At 46.2% G+C, this 19,322-nt stretch carries 15 protein-coding genes; 13 read left to right on the forward strand and 2 right to left on the reverse strand.

From position 1 onward, the window contains the following. Window positions 1-653: 653 nt before the first annotated feature. From mbhE to EO98_RS01800, 12 genes are all read left to right on the forward strand, one after another. Complete coding sequence (mbhE, locus tag EO98_RS01745; protein ID WP_048141791.1) at window positions 654-3,065, forward strand: hydrogen gas-evolving membrane-bound hydrogenase subunit E; 2,412 nt, start codon at window positions 654-656, stop codon at window positions 3,063-3,065. Then, a complete protein-coding gene (locus tag EO98_RS01750; RefSeq protein ID WP_048132125.1) occupies window positions 3,062-3,508 on the forward strand; it encodes a monovalent cation/H+ antiporter subunit B in 447 nt (148 codons plus the stop codon). Before mbhE ends, EO98_RS01750 begins: the two co-directional genes overlap by 4 nt. After that, window positions 3,505-3,930 (forward strand): NADH-quinone oxidoreductase subunit K, encoded by a 426-nt coding sequence (locus EO98_RS01755; protein ID WP_048141793.1) that lies wholly within the window; start codon window positions 3,505-3,507, stop codon window positions 3,928-3,930. Before EO98_RS01750 ends, EO98_RS01755 begins: the two co-directional genes overlap by 4 nt. Then, window positions 3,927-5,495, forward strand: coding sequence for a proton-conducting transporter membrane subunit (locus EO98_RS01760; RefSeq protein WP_048141795.1), 1,569 nt, complete (start codon window positions 3,927-3,929; stop codon window positions 5,493-5,495). Before EO98_RS01755 ends, EO98_RS01760 begins: the two co-directional genes overlap by 4 nt. Beyond that, entirely contained in the window at window positions 5,492-5,989 is a 498-nt protein-coding gene (locus tag EO98_RS01765) for a Na+/H+ antiporter subunit E (RefSeq protein WP_048141797.1), read from the forward strand. Before EO98_RS01760 ends, EO98_RS01765 begins: the two co-directional genes overlap by 4 nt. Continuing rightward, window positions 5,986-6,261 carry a cation:proton antiporter gene (locus EO98_RS01770; protein WP_048141799.1) on the forward strand — a complete coding sequence of 92 codons (276 nt, stop codon included), beginning with the start codon at window positions 5,986-5,988 and terminating at the stop codon, window positions 6,259-6,261. The genes EO98_RS01765 and EO98_RS01770 overlap by 4 nt, the downstream gene beginning before the upstream one ends. Continuing rightward, on the forward strand, window positions 6,261-6,611 hold the full coding sequence (mnhG, locus tag EO98_RS01775; RefSeq protein ID WP_048141801.1) for a monovalent cation/H(+) antiporter subunit G: 351 nt from the start codon (window positions 6,261-6,263) through the stop codon (window positions 6,609-6,611). Before EO98_RS01770 ends, mnhG begins: the two co-directional genes overlap by 1 nt. Before the next feature lie 961 nt (window positions 6,612-7,572). After that, window positions 7,573-9,531 (forward strand): hydantoinase/oxoprolinase family protein, encoded by a 1,959-nt coding sequence (locus EO98_RS01780; protein ID WP_048141803.1) that lies wholly within the window; start codon window positions 7,573-7,575, stop codon window positions 9,529-9,531. A gap of 271 nt (window positions 9,532-9,802) precedes the next feature. Next, window positions 9,803-11,116, forward strand: a complete 1,314-nt coding sequence (rbcL, locus tag EO98_RS01785) for a type III ribulose-bisphosphate carboxylase (RefSeq protein WP_255350251.1) — start codon at window positions 9,803-9,805, stop codon at window positions 11,114-11,116. An 80-nt stretch (window positions 11,117-11,196) separates the two neighbouring features. After that, entirely contained in the window at window positions 11,197-12,288 is a 1,092-nt protein-coding gene (locus tag EO98_RS01790; protein ID WP_048141808.1) for an L-threonylcarbamoyladenylate synthase, read from the forward strand. Between the two features lie 95 nt (window positions 12,289-12,383). After that, on the forward strand, window positions 12,384-12,629 hold the full coding sequence (locus EO98_RS01795) for a hypothetical protein (protein ID WP_048132142.1): 246 nt from the start codon (window positions 12,384-12,386) through the stop codon (window positions 12,627-12,629). Between the two features lie 37 nt (window positions 12,630-12,666). Then, a complete protein-coding gene (locus EO98_RS01800; protein WP_048141814.1) occupies window positions 12,667-16,119 on the forward strand; it encodes a DNA polymerase II large subunit in 3,453 nt (1,150 codons plus the stop codon). Here EO98_RS01800 and EO98_RS01805 read toward each other — a convergent pair. Beyond that, a complete protein-coding gene (locus tag EO98_RS01805) occupies window positions 16,097-16,285 on the reverse strand; it encodes a hypothetical protein (RefSeq protein WP_048141816.1) in 189 nt (62 codons plus the stop codon). The genes EO98_RS01800 and EO98_RS01805 overlap by 23 nt on opposite strands. Window positions 16,286-16,360: 75 nt before the next feature. Continuing rightward, a complete protein-coding gene (mmp10, locus tag EO98_RS01810; protein WP_048141818.1) occupies window positions 16,361-17,596 on the reverse strand; it encodes a methyl coenzyme M reductase-arginine methyltransferase Mmp10 in 1,236 nt (411 codons plus the stop codon). 419 nt (window positions 17,597-18,015) lie between these two features. Between mmp10 and mcrB the strand changes: the two genes are divergently transcribed. Further along, window positions 18,016-19,320, forward strand: coding sequence for a coenzyme-B sulfoethylthiotransferase subunit beta (gene mcrB / locus EO98_RS01815; protein WP_048141820.1), 1,305 nt, complete (start codon window positions 18,016-18,018; stop codon window positions 19,318-19,320). Window positions 19,321-19,322: the final 2 nt, after the last annotated feature.

Below are 19,322 nucleotides of genomic sequence, written 5' to 3' on the forward strand. Positions count from 1 at the left end.
CAGTTTTAGTGTATAAATAACTTATACTGATTAAGGGAATTACTTACTAACTAATTTCACTAATTATCCTGATTAAATTGCTACTCCAAATGGAAATTTTTTTCTTCTGATCTTTATTTTCATATTTTTTTTCCTTGAAATTGCTCTTTTCTTGATAGTGTTTTTTGGAAATATTCAAATATTTGAGAATCCACATGGAAATTAGTAAACCAGATGCTATCGGTTTTATACCTTTATATTTATTTAGTTCTTATTTGAAGTATTGTATATCGTTTCATTAAACCCCTCTATGATAAAATCGATAGCGTTAAGAACTGAGAAAAGCTAAAATTTCAATGAGAAAAGTGGGATTTAATTCCAATTACGTAAAAATCTGCAGTTTTGAAAGGGAGGTATTTGCTGTAATCAGGGAACAATTTGGCAAGATTTCATGTGCAATTTTGGACGCAAAATAGTTTGCTTGATGCTGAAGATGCGTCCAGTAAAAACCGAAACATTTTTACTATATGACAAAAGAGTATACGCGAGGAAAATATAAGATTACATTATATCTTTATTTTCTATGTGGATTGAATTCTGGATTGAAACTTTTGAACCTGACTAGTGTTCACTATTAAATAACCAAAAAACTACAGAGGTTGGGTTGATGATTCATGGATCCATTTAATGCAATAGTAATAGCTGTCTTTTTACCATTTATACTTGCATGGACATTACCTGTATTATATAGAGTATTCAAACAGAGGATTGGCTGGATTTCGGCACTTATTGCATTTACGTGTTTTGTGTTGAACGCTCAGGTAATCCCGTACGCTATGGCAGGCACTCCTGTTAAGGGTTCGTGGGACTGGTTACCGGCAGCTGGTCTATCCTTAGACTTTTACGGAGACGGCATGGCCGTTCTCCTGGCATTAATCGTTTCAGGCGTTGGTGTTATCATCATGTCCTATTCAAACGGTTATATGTCCACAAAGGAAGACCTACCAAGGTACTACCAGTGGCTCTTACTCTTTATGGGTGCAATGCTGGGCATTGCCTATACAGATAATACTATCCAGATGTTTATTTTCTGGGAACTGACTAGTATAACATCTTTTATGCTTATCGGATACTGGAGAGAAAGACCAGAATCCGTATATGGCGCAACCAAAGCCTTTCTGATAACTGCCGGTGGCGGACTTGTCATGTTCGCAGGCTTCCTGATGCTTAGGGTTGTTACAGGCACCTATGGTATCTCTGAAGTCGCTCAGAGTTCAGAACTCCTTTCAACATTACACGGAAGTCCGTTTTATGTTGCAGTCCTGGTTCTGATCTTCATTGGAGCTGCTTCCAAATCTGCACAGGGCCCATTCTATATATGGCTACCCAACGCTATGGAAGCTCCGACCCCTGTGAGCGCCTTCCTGCACTCGGCTACAATGGTCAAGGCTGGTGTCTATCTGGTTGCAAGGATGCATCCTATCCTTTCGGGAACCCCCGAATGGCTGATCCTGGTTTCAGGAACGGGGATGTTCACCATGGTTATGGCGGGCTTCCTGGCTTTCCGGCAGACCGACATCAAAGCCATCCTGGCTTACTCGACAATCAGCCAGCTGGCCTACCTGATGACCATGTATGGTTACAGTACGGCTGAACATCCGGGACTGGGTTTTGCTGCAGCAACCTTCCACCTGCTGAACCACTCCACCTTTAAGGCTACCCTCTTCCTGGTGGCAGGTATCGTGGCTCACGAGGCGACAACTCGAGATATCAGAAAACTGGGTGGTTTGCGTAAGGAGATGCCAAAAACGTTCATAGTTGCGGTGATCGCAGCAGCTTCGATGGCAGGTGTCCCTCCCCTCAACGGGTTCCTGAGCAAGGAAATGTTCTACGAGACATCTCTTGAAATCGGAGAACTGGTTTCAGAAACTTATGGAGGACCGTGGGCTATTGTCTTCCCCGCTGTTGCAGTGGCCGGTGGTGTGTTCACCCTCATGTACTCTATCAAACTGATAGATGGGATCTTCCTCGGAGAGAGGACACACGACCACGATGTCCCTCACCACATTCACGATGCCCCCTGGGTTATGCTGGCTCCGGCAGTCTTCCTTGCAGGTCTGATCATCTTCTTCGGGCTCTACCCCAAGTTCCCGGTTGATTATCTGATCCAGCCTGCCTATAGCGGACTTGTCCCGCATGCTGATACTCTGCACATCAAGCTCTGGCATGGGATTACCACGCCGCTTTTGATGACGATAGCAACTTTTGCCATCGGTCTTGTACTCTACAAGTTCTATGACTCAATTGCTGCCTGGCAGAACAGTTTCAATGCCAAGCTCCCCTGGATCAGCGTGAACTACTGGTATGATGCAACAGTAAACAATGCAAAGGGTATAGCCGCCAAGTTCGGAGCAGTTACCCAGCCAGGACCTATCGGAGGTTATATCAAAGCTGCAATGCTTTTCATGATCTTCCTGATCCTGTGGCCAGTGTACACCCAGGGTATAAGTCTGGGAAGCATCTTCCCTGAAGGACTGAACTTCAATTCACAGCCTTATGAGATCGTGCTTTATGCTCTGATGATTGTGGCAGCGCTTGGTGCTGCGATAATCCCTAAATATCTGCCTGCGGTCCTGTCTCTCTCGGCTCTGGGTTTCCTGGTATCCCTGCTTTACATGTACCTGAAGGCTCCTGACCTTGCAATGACACAGGTCTGTGTGGAAACGCTGTCAACCATTATCTTCATCCTGGCAATCATTAAGATTCCTCAAAAATTCAAGGAACCTATGCCAGCGGGTAAGGTTATGGTGAATTTCGCAATCTCGGCAGTGGTTACATTTGCAGTTTTTGCCTTAATGGTAAACGCAAACGCCGGAATGCTTGCACCGTTTGAGTCCTTCTCTCACTACTTCATAGACAAAAGCCTGCAAATGACAGGTGGGCTTAACGTTGTCAACGTGATAGTCGTGGACTTCAGAGGGTATGATACCATTGGAGAAATTTCGGTTCTTTCCCTTGCAGCTCTTGGTGTCTATAACCTGATCCTGAGCAGAGCAGGAAAAGCTGAGGGAGGTGAAGAAGAGTGACCACGGTAATTACCAAAACGATTGCAAAGATCTGCCTGATGGTGGACATGCTGTACTCTATCGATCTTTTGTTGATTGGTGGAAACAGGCCAGGCGGCGGTTTCATTGGTGGTGTGCTGTGTGCTTGTGGAATCGGACTTATCTACGTGGCATACGGATTCGATGACATCAAGAAAATCTGGAACCCCGACTGGCACACATGGTTTGGCTATGGGCTCCTGTTTGCAAGTATTACGGCATGGTCTCCCTTATTTGCAGGCCACAACTACTTCAGAAGTGCCTTTGATTTCATTCCTGTAGTAGTAGGAGGCATTCACCTTGGTGAGATTGAACTGGTTTCTTCCATGTTCTTTGACCTTGGTGTGTACTTTGTAGTGGTCGGAGGACTGCTATTTATTGTGACTAAAGTAGGAACTGACAAAGCTTCGGAGGGTGGAAAATGAATAACACTCTTCTCGCACTTACCATTTCCCTGCTCTTTGGAATCGGAACTTTCCTGATTTTCCGCAGGGATATGATGAAAGTCATCATCGGTTTCGGGATCATATCCCACTCTATAAACCTTTACATAGTTGCCGGCGGAGTCTTCAGTGACGGTACGCTTGTACCGATTCTGGAGCACCAGCAAGCTGTTGAGGGCCTTAACCAGGGCCTTATCTATAACGATAACCTGGCAGCTGGAATAATCGGGCCAATAACAACCAATCCGTATACAGCATTCGTGGATCCTCTTGTGCAGGCTCTCGTGCTCACGGCAATTGTGATCGGGCTTGCAACCACTGCTTTCATATTGACCCTTGCGTACCGCATTAATGAAGAATATGGTACTATTGATGTAGGGGAACTCAGGAGGTTGTGGGGATGAGCTTCTTAATGCAGCATCTGCCCATGTTCCTGATCGCCATACCTTTGTTAATGGCTCCTCTTACTATCCTCAGCAAGAATTACCCTGGATTCCAGAAAGCTCTTGATATAGTAGTGAGCATCGGCTTACTGGCTTTAAGCGGGCTGCTTATCTATACGGTCTGGAACGACGGAATAATAGTATATGAGGTAGGTGAGTTCGGAAAGTACGGAATTGTGCTTGTAGCCGATCTTTTGAGCTCAAGTATGGTTGTCCTGAGTTGCCTTATAGGCTGTATGGGTCTGATTTATTCCTACGATTATATAGAGAGTAAATCCCTGAACCTGACCTATCATTCCCTGTACAACCTGATGCTTGCAGGTATCAACGGAATCTTCCTGACAGGCGATATTTTCAACCTGTTTGTCTTCTTCGAGATCATGCTGCTCTCTTCAGGAGCTTTGATCGTTGCAAATGAAACCTCAAAGGTTACGAAGATCTCGGATAAGATGGAAGCTACCATGAAGTACATTGTACTGAACATGCTCGGTTCAAATGCGATGCTGCTTGCAGTCACTTCTCTGTACGCATCCGTCGGTTCTCTGAACATGGCTGACATTGCACTTAAGGTCAGGATTCTTGCCGATGCAGGTACAATGCCCTGGCACATGTACGCTATTGGTCTGCTTTTCATTATCGTATTCGCTGGAAAAGCAGCAGTCTTTCCTCTGCACTACTGGCTTCCGGATGTTCACCCCACAGCTCCGTCCCCGATCAGTGCGATGCTCAGTGGTGTGATTATCAAGATCGGAGCCTATGGTATACTCAGGGTCCTCTTTGTTATCTTTGCACCTCTCAAAGGAGTGTACGGACCGATCATTCTACTGCTCGCTCTCATCACTATAGGACTTGGAGCCACAGCTGCAATAGGACAGAACGACGTCAAACGTTTGCTAGCTTACTCCAGTGTATCCCAGATAGGATATGTTTTCCTGGGTTTTGGAATGGGAGCAATTGCACTTGAAGCAGGTGAAATTGCAGGTGGGACTTTAATCGTTGCGGCATCTTTTGTCTACCTGGTAAACCACGCTATTGCCAAGAGTATGTTGTTCCTTACTTCGGGTGGTATTATTCACCATGCAGAAACCAGGGACATGCGTAAGATGGGAGGCATGATCAACAGTAATCCCTTAATGGCTTTCTCCTTCCTTGTAGGAGCCATGTCCATTGGTGGAGTACCCCCGATGGGCGGATTTATTGGTAAGTTCTCTCTCTTCGATGCAGGACTCAGATCGGCATTCTATCTCCCTATAGCTATTGCGTTATTATTTGCATTCTTTACTCTGTTCTATATGTTCAGAGGCTGGATGCTTATTTTCTGGGGAGAGAGAGACCCGCAGTACGGCGAGTATTCCCACCACAAACTGTCCATATTGATTGTAGGTCCGATCATGCTGCTGGCAGCTCTTGTGTTCATTCTCGGAATATTTGGCAACCCGATCCTTGAAATTGCACAGACCATAGCGATGCAGATCACTGATCCGCAGCCGTATATTGATGCAGTATTATTGAGGGTGATTAGATGAAGCGTCGTTTGATTACTTACATGGCACTCCCGGTCGTCTGGTGTCTGGTCAGTGGGTATGTAACCATCGGCAGTCTGTTTCTTGGCCTCATCTTCGGAATGATAGTTGTAGAGCCTTTCAGCAAACTGTACAGGCTGGATGAAGTGGTACACCCGACAGGGGATTGGCTGGCAAAGATTCCCAAGAAAATAAAGTACTTCTATGTGCTGATAAAGGAGATTATAAAAGCCAACATTGTTGTCGCAAAGATCGTTCTTAGTCCCACAATCAACATCAAACCCGGAATTATCGCGGTTCCTATAAGGACCAAGACCAATATAGGCATCACCGGGATTGCAAACACGATCACGCTGACTCCCGGAACCCTGACCGTGGACATATCGGATGACAAATCCATTCTTTATGTCCATTCAATCGATGCGACCGATCCGCAGGGAGTTCGTGATTCCATCAGGGATGATCTTGAAAAATATGTGCTGGAGGCATTCGAATGATTATCTCACTGGAACAGGCAGATTTCCTAGCGTTGATCGTGATGGTCGTCGCCACAGCTCCCTGTATTTACAGAGTGCTGTATGGTCCGACCCTTGCTGACAGGATTGCGGCAGAAGATGCCATGGGTAATGCCCTGTGTGTTATTTTCGCACTTTACGCTTATCAGGCAAGTTCGATCTTCCTGATGGACGTAGCCATGCTTCTTGCAATCATTTCCTTCGTAGGAACGGTTATAGTGGCAAAATACCTTGATAAAGGGGAGGTGCTCTGATGGCTGGCGAATTGGCACTTGTTGCAGATATTCTAAGTATCATCAGTCTGCTTATAGGGATCTTTTTCCTCTCTCTGGGTATGATTGGTCTCCTTCGCCTGCCTGATGTCTATAACAGGTTGCATGCAACTACCAAGGTCGGCACCCTGGGAGCTTTCGGAGTTCTCACGAGCATTATTATTCAGGAAGGTATCACTCCCATGGGTGTAAAAGCCTTCACTGTCGCACTTTTCATCCTCCTTACCAACCCGATTTCCGGACACATGATCGCCCGGGCGGCCTACAGGATGGGAGTGAAATGCTGTGAAGTCACTTGCATGGATGAATACGCAGGAAAGAGAAGAAAATAAAGATGAAATAAGAGAGAAGAAAATAAAGATGAAATGAGTGTGTTTCCCAAACACATTCATCCTTTTGTTTTTTATCGGGTTTTTATTTTTCTGATTTGTAACTATTAGATCAGGTTTCTGCTTCTTTTTTATCAGTTCTGATTCGGTTTTTTTATTCAATAGAATTCCTGTTTTCAGATTCTTTTTCGTTTTTCCATATAATATCCGTAAAAAATTATGCGGCTTCAAATTTGAGGGAACGAGTTTATTTCAGCAGGATGAAAATCGCCCTCGATGTAAAAAAGGCTTATTTTGAAATTGAAAGTCTAATGTTTTTTTTGCAAATAATAAATTCTTTTTTGCCTTCTAAAAAGAGAGTCGGTTATGTTATCTATTTTCATATCTCATTTATATATACCAGTAAATCCCGGTGAAATATAAGGCGTCCTTTGTCAGATACGCAGAATCTTGACTCTTTTTTAGGAAGCAACTTGAAAGCGGGTCATAACGGGGTCTGAAAAGAGGTCTGAACAGGATTCTACAGAGATAAGACCAAATTTGAAATTGGAAAAGTCATGAATCAGGAAAGTTCTGATAAAGGACAGAAACGGTCTTAAAAGAGTCTAATTGGATCGAAAAATGAATCAGAGCCATCTTTTAACAAGTGATCCGCCATTGAAGAAGATCCCTTAATTAAAATCATGGATGGAATATTGCCGGGATTCAAACTGGCTTTTTTAAAGGATTATTCAAGACCCTGGGTTCATAAAACCTCAGCAGGAAACCCGTTAAATCTTTAGATTTAGCGGGCAGTTGACAGGATATTTTCCGAGCAGCCTTTATTATTTACCTTTTCTTCCTTTCAATATTTCTTCCCCTCTATTATTTCGTACCCCTCAATATTTTGCCCTCCTGCAGAACCTTATACTCCTGCAAAATTCTGATCGGCTATGTTATATTTTTTTGGAAATGAATTATAACTATGAAACTAGGTTTAGGAATCGATACTGGTGGAACATACACTGACGCTGTTTTAATGGATCTTTCAGAAGGCAGGATTCTTGATTCTAATAAAGCCCTAACGACGCATTCTAATCTGGTCGAAGGGATCGAAAAAGTAGTTGCAGGCTTAAAACAAGAGTATCTGAAGGATATCAGACTGGTCTCAGTATCCACAACTCTTTCTACAAACTCCACACTGGAAGGCAAAGGTCATCCAGCAGGCCTGATCCTGGCAGGGTATACGGTCAATGGAACTATCCCGGCGCGTGAGACTATTTCCATAGATGGCGGCCACGATTCAAAAGGAAATGAAGTTAGCTGCCTTGACCTTAAATCTGTGGAGCAATTCGTTAACGACACCAGAGGCAGGCTCTTTTCATATGCCGTATCTTCTTACTTTTCCGTACGGAACCCGGAACACGAACTTTCAGTAAAAAAAATAATAGAACAGCTGACCGATAAACCCGTGGTCTGCGGGCACGAACTTTCCCTGAGCCTGGGAGCTTACGAAAGGGCAGTAACGGCAGTTCTGAATGCTCGCTTGATCCCGATAACTTCCCAGTTCATCCGGGCCGTTCTATCGGTAATGGAAGCAAGAAATATCAAAGCTCCCATGATGGTAATGAAATGTGACGGCTCCCTTGCACGCATAGAAGAGGCTCTTGAAAAGCCTGTGGAGTCTATTTTTTCAGGCCCTGCCGCAAGCCTTGTAGGGGCTGCCCATATAAGTGGCTTGAAAACCTGCGTGGCTGTGGATGTAGGAGGTACGAGCACCGATATTGCTCTGATAGAGGACGGAGTTCCCGAGATCAGTGAAAACGGGGCTGTAGTGGGAGACTGGAAAACTATGGTCAAGGCGGTCAGGATAAGAACCTCAGCTATGGGAGGAGACAGCCACGTCTGGGTACAGAGAAAACTCTATATTGGCCCTAACCGGGTTATTCCTATCTGCCTTGCGGCTTCAGATTATCCTCTCCTTGAAGACAAGTTGAGGAATGCTGAAAAAATTTCTGATAGGATAATGGATGATATCTTCCAGCCAGCAAGCTTCTTTGTCAGGAGTGGAAACCCGAGGTCTGATGATGACATACAGGCCCTTAATTACTCTATCGAATTTGAACTGGAAAACCATGAACGTCAGATCTTTGACGCTATAGGATATGAGCCGGTTTCAATATCCGATATTGCAGAATCAATTGGAAAACATCCCCTGCAGTTTGTAAAGGTTCTGCGTTCCCTGGTCCAGAAACGCTGTATCTGCCATATAGGTTTCACACCTACGGATGCCCTCCATGTGCTTGGAGAGTATGAAATGTGGAACAGTACCGCCTCCTGGCTGGGAGCAAAACTTCTTGGCAGCTACATCGGGCTGGATCCGGAAAGTTTTTCCAGGGAAATAAAAAGAAGTTTTGCAAAAAATATTGCTCTTGACCTGCTGGCATTCTTTGCAAAAGACTTCAAGCGGGAAGACCTTGAAAAACTGCTGGCAAGCTCACGTTTCACAAAGTTCAAGATCAATATTCCGGTCATAATGATCGGGGCGCCTGTCAAAGCCTATGTGCCCGAACTCAGAGAATTTATCGATGCAGATATCCGTATTCCGGAATTCCATGAGGTAGGCAATGCCGCAGGAGCCCTGGCTGGCAACATCGTCAAGAGAAGTGAAATTCTAATCCGCCCGGCAGGTTCCGGAACCGAGCAGTATCATGTGTTCTCTGAAGTCGAAAGGAAGGTTGCAGATAATTATCTCGAGGCTGTGGACTATGGGCTGGAGCTTATGGAAAAACTGATTTTCGACCATATGGACGGGTACGGGCTTCAGAAAGAGCAGATCCGGTTTGACCTTGAAAGAAAGGATCTCAATCCAGGTTTCGGAGCCCAGAAAGAGACCCGCCTGATGGGCCTTGGTATCGGAAACCCTTTGAAGCTGGAGCAGTAAAGAACCTTAAAATTATTTTCCAATTAGAGAACTGATCTTATTAGGGGGCTGTAAAAGACTTCCGAATAGAACCTCAGTTCTCATAATATTCTTTTTGTTTCCCTCCCCTTCTTTTGGAGATTACAGGAGGTCCCTCTTTTTTCCTTCTCTTCCAGTCCCTTTTTCTGGTCCAGTCAGGTTTTTCGGTTCTGATAAACATATTTTTATTTATGTTCAGTTACCTCCTTCAATCAGAACTATTATTCTATATAACTGGATTTTATTCTGCAAAATTGCTTATTCCAAAGGAGTGACGAAAATGCGCAGGGACTACATCGACATGGGCTACAGCCCAAAAGACACAGATATGGTCTGTGAATTCCACATTGAACCGTCAGCAGGAGTAAATTTTGAGGAAACTGCCACCCACATGGCAGGGGAAAGCTCTATAGACTCCTGGACTGAGATTTCCACATTGAGTCCCGAACTTGCAGCGAAATTAAAACCTCACGTTTTTTACCTGGACGAAGAATCACAGACCGTAAGGGTGGCTTACTCGGAAGATCTTTTTGAACTGGGTTCGGTTCCCCAGGTGCTGAGTGCTGTTGCAGGAAACATCTTCAGTATGAAAATCGTTGACAACCTCAGGTTGCAGGACATAGCCTTCCCAGAGTCAATGCTTCGCGAGTTCAAAGGTCCGAACTTCGGGCTGCAGGGGATCAGGAAACTTGTAGATGTGCATGACCGGCCTCTTATTGGGACTATCGTTAAGCCGAAGGTTGGCTTAACCTCTGAGAAACATGCAGAGGTTGCGTACAATTCTTTTGCCGGAGGCTGCGACCTCGTTAAAGATGATGAGAACCTTACCGACCAGAAGTTCAATGGCTTTGACAGAAGGGCTGAACTTACCCTGAAAATCGCAGAAAAAGCCGAAGTCGAGACCGGGGAGAAGAAGATGTACCTCTGCAACATCACAGCCCCGACATGTAAGGAAATGTCCCGGCGCTTAAATGTCCTCAAAGACCTGGGTGCCAGCTATGCAATGATCGATATCGTGCCTGTGGGCTGGACTGCCCTTCAGACCCTGCGGGAAGAGGCTGAAGACGCGGGCCTTGCCCTTCATGCCCACCGCTGCATGCACTCGGCCTATACCCGGAACCCCCACCATGGGATAAGCATGGTTCTCGTTGCCAAGCTCTGCAGGTTGATAGGGCTTGACCAGCTCCACATAGGCACGGTTGTCGGGAAAATGCACGGGGAAAAACATGAGGTACTGACTCTGAGAGACGAGTGTGTGCTCAATAAAGTGCCTGCGGATGAGAGCCAGCATGTCCTTTCCCAGGACTGGGGGGAATTAAAGCCAATGTTCCCGGTAGCTTCCGGAGGGCTTGCTCCTACAATGATTCCTGACCTTTACTCTATCTTCGGAAAAGATGTTATTATGCAGTTTGGCGGTGGAATCCATGCTCACCCAATGGGCACGGCAGCCGGAGCTACTGCCTGCAGGCAGGCACTTGATGCAAGCCTTGAAGGAGTCAGCATGCAGGACTATGCAAAGGACCACAAAGAACTTGAAGTTGCTCTCAAAAAGTGGCTTAAGAAATAAGTTGCATAATGAGAACAAGTTACAATCTGTAAAACACAGAAACAATAGCATGATAATAATCAGTAAGGAGTTTACCTTCGGTGCAGACAGAAAACGGAAATAAAACAAAGACCCGACTTTTCCGGGTCTCCGAAGAGAACTTTGACGCCGTTCTTGACGAGGCTGCAGCGATTATCAGAAGGGGCGGGACAGTCGCCTTCCCCACGGAAACCGTTTACGGGCTTGGAGCTGATGGGTTGAACCCTGATGCCGTCCGGAAAATCTTTGAAGCAAAGGAACGCCCGCCTGGCAATCCTCTTAGTCTGCTCGTCCATTCCAGGGAAGACCTCGGAAAGATCGCAAAAAACATCCCTGAAAAAGCTTTCAGGCTTATGGACGCTTTCTGGCCCGGGCCCCTTACGATTGTTCTTGAGAAAAACGATATTGTCCCGGAAATTACCTCGGGAAACCTGCCGTCAATAGGGCTCCGCATGCCTGATCACATGATTCCTCTGGAGCTTATAAAGAGGGCAGGCACTCCTCTGGCGGCTCCGAGTGCGAACCTTTCGGGAAAGCCCAGCCCCAGTCTGGCATCTCATGTCCTGGCTGACCTTACAGGCAGGATTGATGCGGTCATTGACGGAGGGGGAGCAGCCATAGGGCTTGAGTCAACTGTTGTCGATATGACGGTAGAACCTCCTGTAGTGCTGCGGCCCGGAGCCGTGGGAATTGGCGAGCTTGAAAGAGTTATAGGTAAAGTCAGGCCCGCGTATGGGGAGTCTGAAGCCGGGGCTGGAGAGGCTATGCCTGAAAAGAAGGCAGGCCAGAAATACAGTCATTATGCCCCGGATGCGCAGGTCGTGCTTGTGGAAGGGGGAATAAAAAAGGTTTCCGAAAAGATTGACACCCTGCTCGAAAATTATCGGCGTGAAGGTAAGAAAGTCGGACTTCTGCTCAGCGATGAGACCGCAGGCTTTTTTGCTTCTGAAAGATTGAGTGCACATGAATGCTTTTTACTTGGGTCTCGCGAAGGGCCGGAAGAAGCTGCCAGAAGACTTTTTGAAGGGCTCAGGGTTCTGGACGCGAAGGGTCTGGATGTGATTCTGGCTGATGGCTCCTTTAACCCTTCAGGACTTGGAGCTGCACTCCTTAACCGGTTAAGAGAAGCCGCCTCCGTAAGACATGCTGTTTAAATTGGTTGTACCGGTTAAATTGCAATAGTATAGAGTGAGAGTTTGACAGTCAGATTTGATAGTTATTGGTTGTTCAGGTACCTGGAGAGATCTTCTTGAAAGCAGAAAAAAGAGAAAGGATGGAAAAAATGCGGGCTTATAAAAAAGTCCGGGCGCAGAACAATAAAACAACAGGAGTAAGCCTTGCGATCCTGGCAGCAGGCCTGCTTTTGAAGACTCTTAATATAACTATTCTTGGTATTGATATCGGGTACTATCTTCTCTGGGCAGGGGTTTTTGTCTTCTTTGTGACTTCGATGTCAGGCCTCTTCGCTGCGGGATCCCTGCGTAAGCAGAGATAATCTTTTTTCATTCTTTTCCAAAAAGGGACTTTTCAATATGGGTGAAACAATCGCAAGTGAGGAAATGCATGAATACTTCAACGGGCTTGAGGCAAGGCTAAAAGAGGCAATTGAGGTTGCAAATAGGGCTCGGGCCCGGGGAGGAGATCCGAAGCCCACTGTAGAAATTCCACTTGCCAAAGACCTTGCAGATAGGGTCGAAAACCTTATCGGAGTCCAGGGAGTTGCTGCAAAGATCCGGGAACTTGAGGTCAGGATGTCCAGGGAAGAAGCTGCCCTTGAAATCGGGCGTCAGGTTGCTGAAGGGATAGTAGGAAGCTTTCCAACAAAGAAAGATGCCGTGGAAGCCGCTATTCGTGTTTCCATGGCAGTCCTGACCGAAGGGGTAGTTGCAGCTCCCATCGAAGGAATCGATAAGGTAGATCTCGGGAAAAATGACGACGGCTCTCAGTATATCCGAATATTTTATTCCGGGCCCATCCGAAGTGCAGGAGGGACTGCGCAGGCTCTTTCTGTGCTGGTCGGCGACTATGTGAGGCGCGGGATAGGGATTGACCGCTACAAACCAAGAGATGAGGAAGTAGAACGCTATGTAGAAGAAATCCTGCTTTACAAGAGGGTTGCAAGCCTGCAGTACATGCCTTCAGAAGATGAAATCCGCCTGATTGTCCGGAACTGTCCCGTTTGCATTGACGGGGACCCGACTGAAGAAGCCGAGGTCGAAGGACACAGGAATCTTGAGAGGATAGGGACAAACCGTGTCCGGGGAGGAATGTGCCTTGTGCTTGCCGAAGGTCTCGCCTTAAAGGCCCCCAAGGTCAAAAAGCACGTCAACAAGTTGAAGATGGATGGATGGGACTGGCTGGAGATACTTATCGGGGGTGCTAAAAGCGGGGAGAGTGCTGAAGATGAGCACAAAAACAAGATCAAGCCAAAGGATAAATATATCCGTGACCTGATCGCCGGAAGGCCTGTTTTCTCCCACCCTTCAAGGCCAGGAGGTTTCAGGCTGCGGTACGGGCGGTCAAGAAATACTTCGTTTGCTTCGGCAGGGATCAGTCCTGCAAGCATGGTCTTGCTTGACGATTTTATAGCTAACGGGACTCAGCTCAAGGTTGAAAGGCCCGGAAAAGCTGCAGCCATGTCTGCCGTGGACTCCATAGAGGGACCTACGGTAAGACTTTTTTCTGGAGACCTTATCCGTATAGACGATATAAAGGAGGCATATGAACTCCGCCCACAGGTTGAGGTTATTGTCGATATCGGGGAAATTCTGATCAATTACGGGGACTTCCTGGAAAATAACCACCCTCTCATGCCTTCACCTTATGTTTTCGAATGGTGGCAGTATGATTACCAGGCAGCTTGCCCTGAAAAAATTCCCGAAGAAGAGCTGAAAAATCCATCTGCTGCCCTTGCTCTCAGGCTTGCAGAGGAGTTTAATGTGCCATTGCATCCGAAGTTCACCTATCTCTGGCATGACATAAACCGGAAAGAGTTTGAAGCTCTCAGAAAATTTGTGGCTGAAAAAGGGAGCTTTCTGGCAGGTGAGGTGGCTGGGGCAGGAGTTCTTAAACTGCCCCTTGAAGCTTCTCTTGAAGAGAGAATAAAGCCGGTGCTTGAAAAGCTCCTTGTACTGCACAGGGTAAAAGATGATGAAATCCTTATCGAAGAGGCTCTTCCGTTTATTTTATGCCTCGGGTTTGACCATTCCCTCAAAGAAAAAGCCAGTATGCCAGATATAGATGATATGGTGGAAGCGGTGGGTGTTTTGAGCGGGTTTAAGGTTTACCCGAGAGCTCCTTCAAGGATAGGGGCACGGATGGGAAGGCCGGAAAAATCTAACCTGCGCAAGATGTCTCCTGCAGCCCAGGTTCTCTTCCCGATAAACAATTCAGGAGGAATCACGCGAAATCTTGTCTCTGCCTCCGACTACACATCCTGTATGAATGGGAAGATAGGGGAAATTGAAGTGGAATTAGGGCTGAGAGAATGCCCTGCCTGCAGGAAAGAGACTTATTTCTGGCGCTGTGAATGCGGAGAATTCACGAATTCCAAACTTTCCTGTTCTCGCTGCAAGATCGATGTAAGGGGTGCTGAGGTCTGCCCTAAGTGTGGGAGAAAGCCGACTTCCGTTGCAAACGTAAAACTGGATTTCCGTTCCATTTACAAGCAGGCTTTTGAGAACTTAGGGGAAAGGGAAAAAATGGGTCTGATCAAGGGAGTAAAGCGGCTCATGAACGGGCAGATGACCCCCGAGCCTCTGGAAAAAGGAATCCTGCGCGCAAAACATGATGTCTACGTTTTTAAGGATGGGACTATACGCTACGACATGTCAGATATTCCCCTTACTCATATTCGGGCTGATGAACTGGGAATTACGGCAGCCAAACTCCTTGAACTCGGTTACCGGGAGGATATTTGTGGAAAACCCCTTGAGAGGGACGACCAGGTTGTTTGCCTGAAGGTTCAGGATCTTGTGATATCTTATGACGGGGCTGAGTATATGCTGCGTACTGCAAAATACGTGGATGACCTTCTTGTGAAGTATTACAAGATTGAGCCCTATTACAATGCCGAAACTATTCAGGACCTTGTGGGGGTATTGCTCATCGGGCTTGCTCCTCATACTTCCGCAGGAGTGCTTGGGCGTCTCATAGGGTTTACGAAAGCTTCCGTAGGCTATGCTCATCCTTTTTTCCATGCTTCAAAACGCAGGAATTGCGATGGGGATGAAGATTGCATAATGCTTCTTATGGACGGAATTCTCAATTTTTCAAGGTCATATCTGCCCGACAAAAGGGGAGGGAAGATGGATGCTCCTCTGGTGCTAACTACCAGGATCGATCCCAAGGAAGTGGATAAGGAAGCCCATAATATCGATGTTTCTGCGCGCTATCCGCTCGAGTTTTACAGGGCTACGCAGGAGATCAAAAGCCCCACTGAACTTGAACGTATTATGGACCTGGTTAGCAGCCGGCTTGGGAAACCTGAGCAGTACGAACATTTCATGTTTACACATGATACATCGGACATTGCTGCCGGCCCTCTTAATTCTTCATATAAGACCCTTGGAAGTATGATTGAAAAGATGGAGGCTCAGCTCACCCTGGCCAACAGGATAAGGGCAGTAGATGCACCGGATGTAGCTGAAAGGGTGCTCAAGTCCCATTTCCTTCCGGATCTTATCGGAAACCTCCGTTCTTTTTCCAGACAACGGATGCGCTGTATCAAATGTGCAGAGAAATTCAGGCGCCCACCCCTTACCGGTGCCTGTCCGAAATGCGGAGGCAATGTGATACTTACCGTGCATGAGGGATCTGTCCGCAAATATCTTGAAATTTCAAAAGAGATCGGAGAAAGGTACGGGGTCTCCAGCTATACCAGACAGAGGATAGAGCTTCTGGATTATGATATCAGCTCTCTGTTTGAAAACCACAGGGTTAAACAGCTGGGACTTTCAGATTTTATGTCAGGGTCTGCGCGCTGAGGCAAGAGCAGAGAGCTTTAAGAGCGTTAAGGGTATGAAAAGACTTTCTTATGACCAGTAGGGAGGAGATAGGGCAGTCTAAAAGCCTGAAGAACTCGGGATGTTTGTCCATAATATCTCCAAGCTTTCCTGCAGAATTTTTTCTTCTGGAAAAGGGTTTTTTCATTTTCTGGTTCTTTTTTTATTAATGTTTGGCTTTCTCCAGAGTTTGACTTTAACACCTCTCGGGCCGGGTGAGGCTTTACTTTACAGGCAGCCCCAGGGAGTTAATCTGGCTAATAAGCTCCGTGAAGTTCTCTATTTCCAGTTCCAGAACCTCTTCCCTGGTCATGCCTATGGACATTTCCCCGTCCACGGAAAGATGCTCAGGTCCTCTGCGTACAAGTCTGTCTACCCCGTCTCTTTTGAGAGCTTCTTTTATTTCCGGATCATGGGCAAAAGCTCTTCCCGGAATAAAGACCGTTTCAGTCACCTCAGAGAGGTCCAGGGTTTTGAAATCGTCAATCGTAATTAGGCAGCCAATGTCCTTTTTAAGTGGAACTACGTTTACAGTTCCCCCAAGGGCTTCAAATATTTCCGTAAGCCTGGAGGCTGCGACCTGACCTGTGATGATAGTTGCTTTTTTGGTCACCCTGGGAAGTTTTGAAAGGGCTTCAGGAACGTTGCGGATTGCAAAAGGTGAGCCAATTAATGGGTCTTCCAGTGGCGTTCCTGTGATCCTGATTGAAGGATGCTTTTCTGCGGAACTGCGCACAATTTCAGTAAATTCAGAAACCGTATGTGGAGTTATTCCGGGAATGATAGGAGAATTATTGAGAATCAAACCGTTTTCCTGAAAGTTTGCAAATCTCATAAGAATAGCTCCCTTTGCACCCATTGTTTCCAGGTCACTAAGGGTCTTTTCAAGAACCTCTCCATCATTTATTCCCGGAAGGAGAACTATTGCTCCGTAGACTTCACAGTGGGCACAGAAGTCCCGAAGAACCTGAATTGAAGCTTCAGGCTCAGGATCTTTCATATATTCGGCTCTCAAAGCCGGGTCTGTTGCAAAGACTGTGAAACTAACTTCCGTAACTCCATTATCGATGTAGAATAGAGCGTCATCAGGCTTATTGAAGCCTTTTCCGCTGGTATATCCCAGATGTATTGGGGTGTTGAACTGAGATAGAAAAGTAACAAGATTCTTCAGTTCGGGGTAACAGCTTAAGTCCCCTCCTCCACTAACAGTGAATTTTTTTACCTCTCCGCTTGTGAAGCAAAGTTTTCTTGAAGTCTCTTCGAGTACCATCTGGAGAGACTTGAAGCCTGAGTACGATTCTTTTACACTGCGAGTACAGTAATCACACCCTTTTTTAAAAGGGAGACAATACTTGCAGCCCAGGGGCTGAACATCTTTTACCTTCTTAAAATAACAATATTTGCAAAAGCCTTTGCAGTCTACCCCGGGATTTCCGCCTACGTCGACAACTACTTCCATATTAAACTTTCGTATTACGAGGATATTACTAAATCTTTTTGGTATGATTCTTTTGATTGGATATGAACCTTTTAATAAAAATTAAGTTATATTAGTCGTTACTCGGGGAAATTATTAAATAAGTGCTTACGGCTATTGTCGGTAGTTTTAAGTAATCTCGAAATTCCTTTTTTCCATTGCTATCGTTTTTTTATATACTCCTAAAATAATATATGTCTTCTTAATAAAATTAATTTTAAAAAAATACACTAATTCATCTAGCGGAGAACACAAAAGATTTAAGTACCTTCTAAACGAATGAGATTTCATTGGGAAAGTGGACACTTAAAAACGAAGCGGTACTTGATTTGTGAGTGCTTTTGCACTCGAGTAGGTGACCAGTCCCAAAATGATTTTAATAAATTAAGGAGGAAATTAAAGTGTCTGACACAGTAGACATCTACGACGACAGAGGAAAACTGCTCGAGAGCAATGTCGATATCATGAACCTTGCTCCAACAAGAAACGCAGCAATTAAAAAAATCATATTGGACACCAAGAGGTCCGTTGCAGTCAACCTCGCAGGTATTCAGGGCGCACTTGCAAGCGGCAAGATGGGTGGCAAAGGCCGTCAGATCTTAGGCCGTGGACTCAACTACGATCTCGTAGGCAATGTTGATGCTATTGCAGCAAGCGTTAAGAGTCTTATCCAGGTCGATGAAGGCGACAATGCAGATGTAAAGGTCCTCAAGGGCGGAAAGAGCTTGCTCGTTCAGGTCCCAGAGTCCAGGATAGTCGCTGGTGCTGACTACATGTCCGCAACCACAGTAAGTGCAGCAGCAGTCACCCAGACTGTTCTTGATATGTTCAAAACCGACATGTACGATGCACCCATAGTGAAGGGCGCTGTCTGGGGAAGCTACCCACAGACAATGGACCTCATGGGCGGAAACGTTGCAGGTATTCTGAACATCCCCCAGAACAACGAAGGTCTTGGCTTCTCCCTCAGGAACATCATGGCCAACCACGTTGCAGCAATCACCAACCGTGGTGCAATGAACGCAGCAGCTCTCTCCTCAATCTATGAACAGTCCGGTATCTTTGAGATGGGCGGCGCAGTTGGTATGTTCGAGAGGCATCAGCTCCTCGGTCTGGCTTACCAGGGCCTTAACGCCAACAATGGCGTATACGATATTGTAAAGGAAAACGGCAAGGATGGTACCGTCGGAACCGTTATCGAGTCTGTTGTCGGCAGGGCAATTGAAGACGGTGTAATCTCCGTTGACAAGACCGCACCATCCGGATACAATTTCTACAAGGCAAACGACGTCCCAATGTGGAACGCCTATGCAGCAGCAGGTACCCTTGCAGCCACTCTCGTGAACTGTGGTGCAGGCCGTGCAGCCCAGAACGTATCCTCAACACTTCTGTACTTCAACGACATGCTTGAGAAAGAAACCGGTCTCCCAGGATGCGACTATGGTAAAGTACAGGGTGTCGCAGTAGGATTCTCATTCTTCAGCCACTCAATCTATGGTGGCGGTGGACCCGGTGTCTTCAACGGTAACCACGTCGTTACCAGGCACTCAAGAGGCTTCGCAATCCCCTGCGTATGCGCAGCAGTAGCCCTTGATGCAGGTACTCAGATGTTCACAATCGAATCAACATCCGGCCTCATTGGTGACGTGTTTGGTGGAATAAAGGAATTCCGCGAGCCGATTAAGGCAGTTGCAGGAGTGCTCTAAAC

The organism is Methanosarcina sp. 2.H.T.1A.6, assembly GCF_000979455.1.
GTDB lineage: Archaea > Halobacteriota > Methanosarcinia > Methanosarcinales > Methanosarcinaceae > Methanosarcina.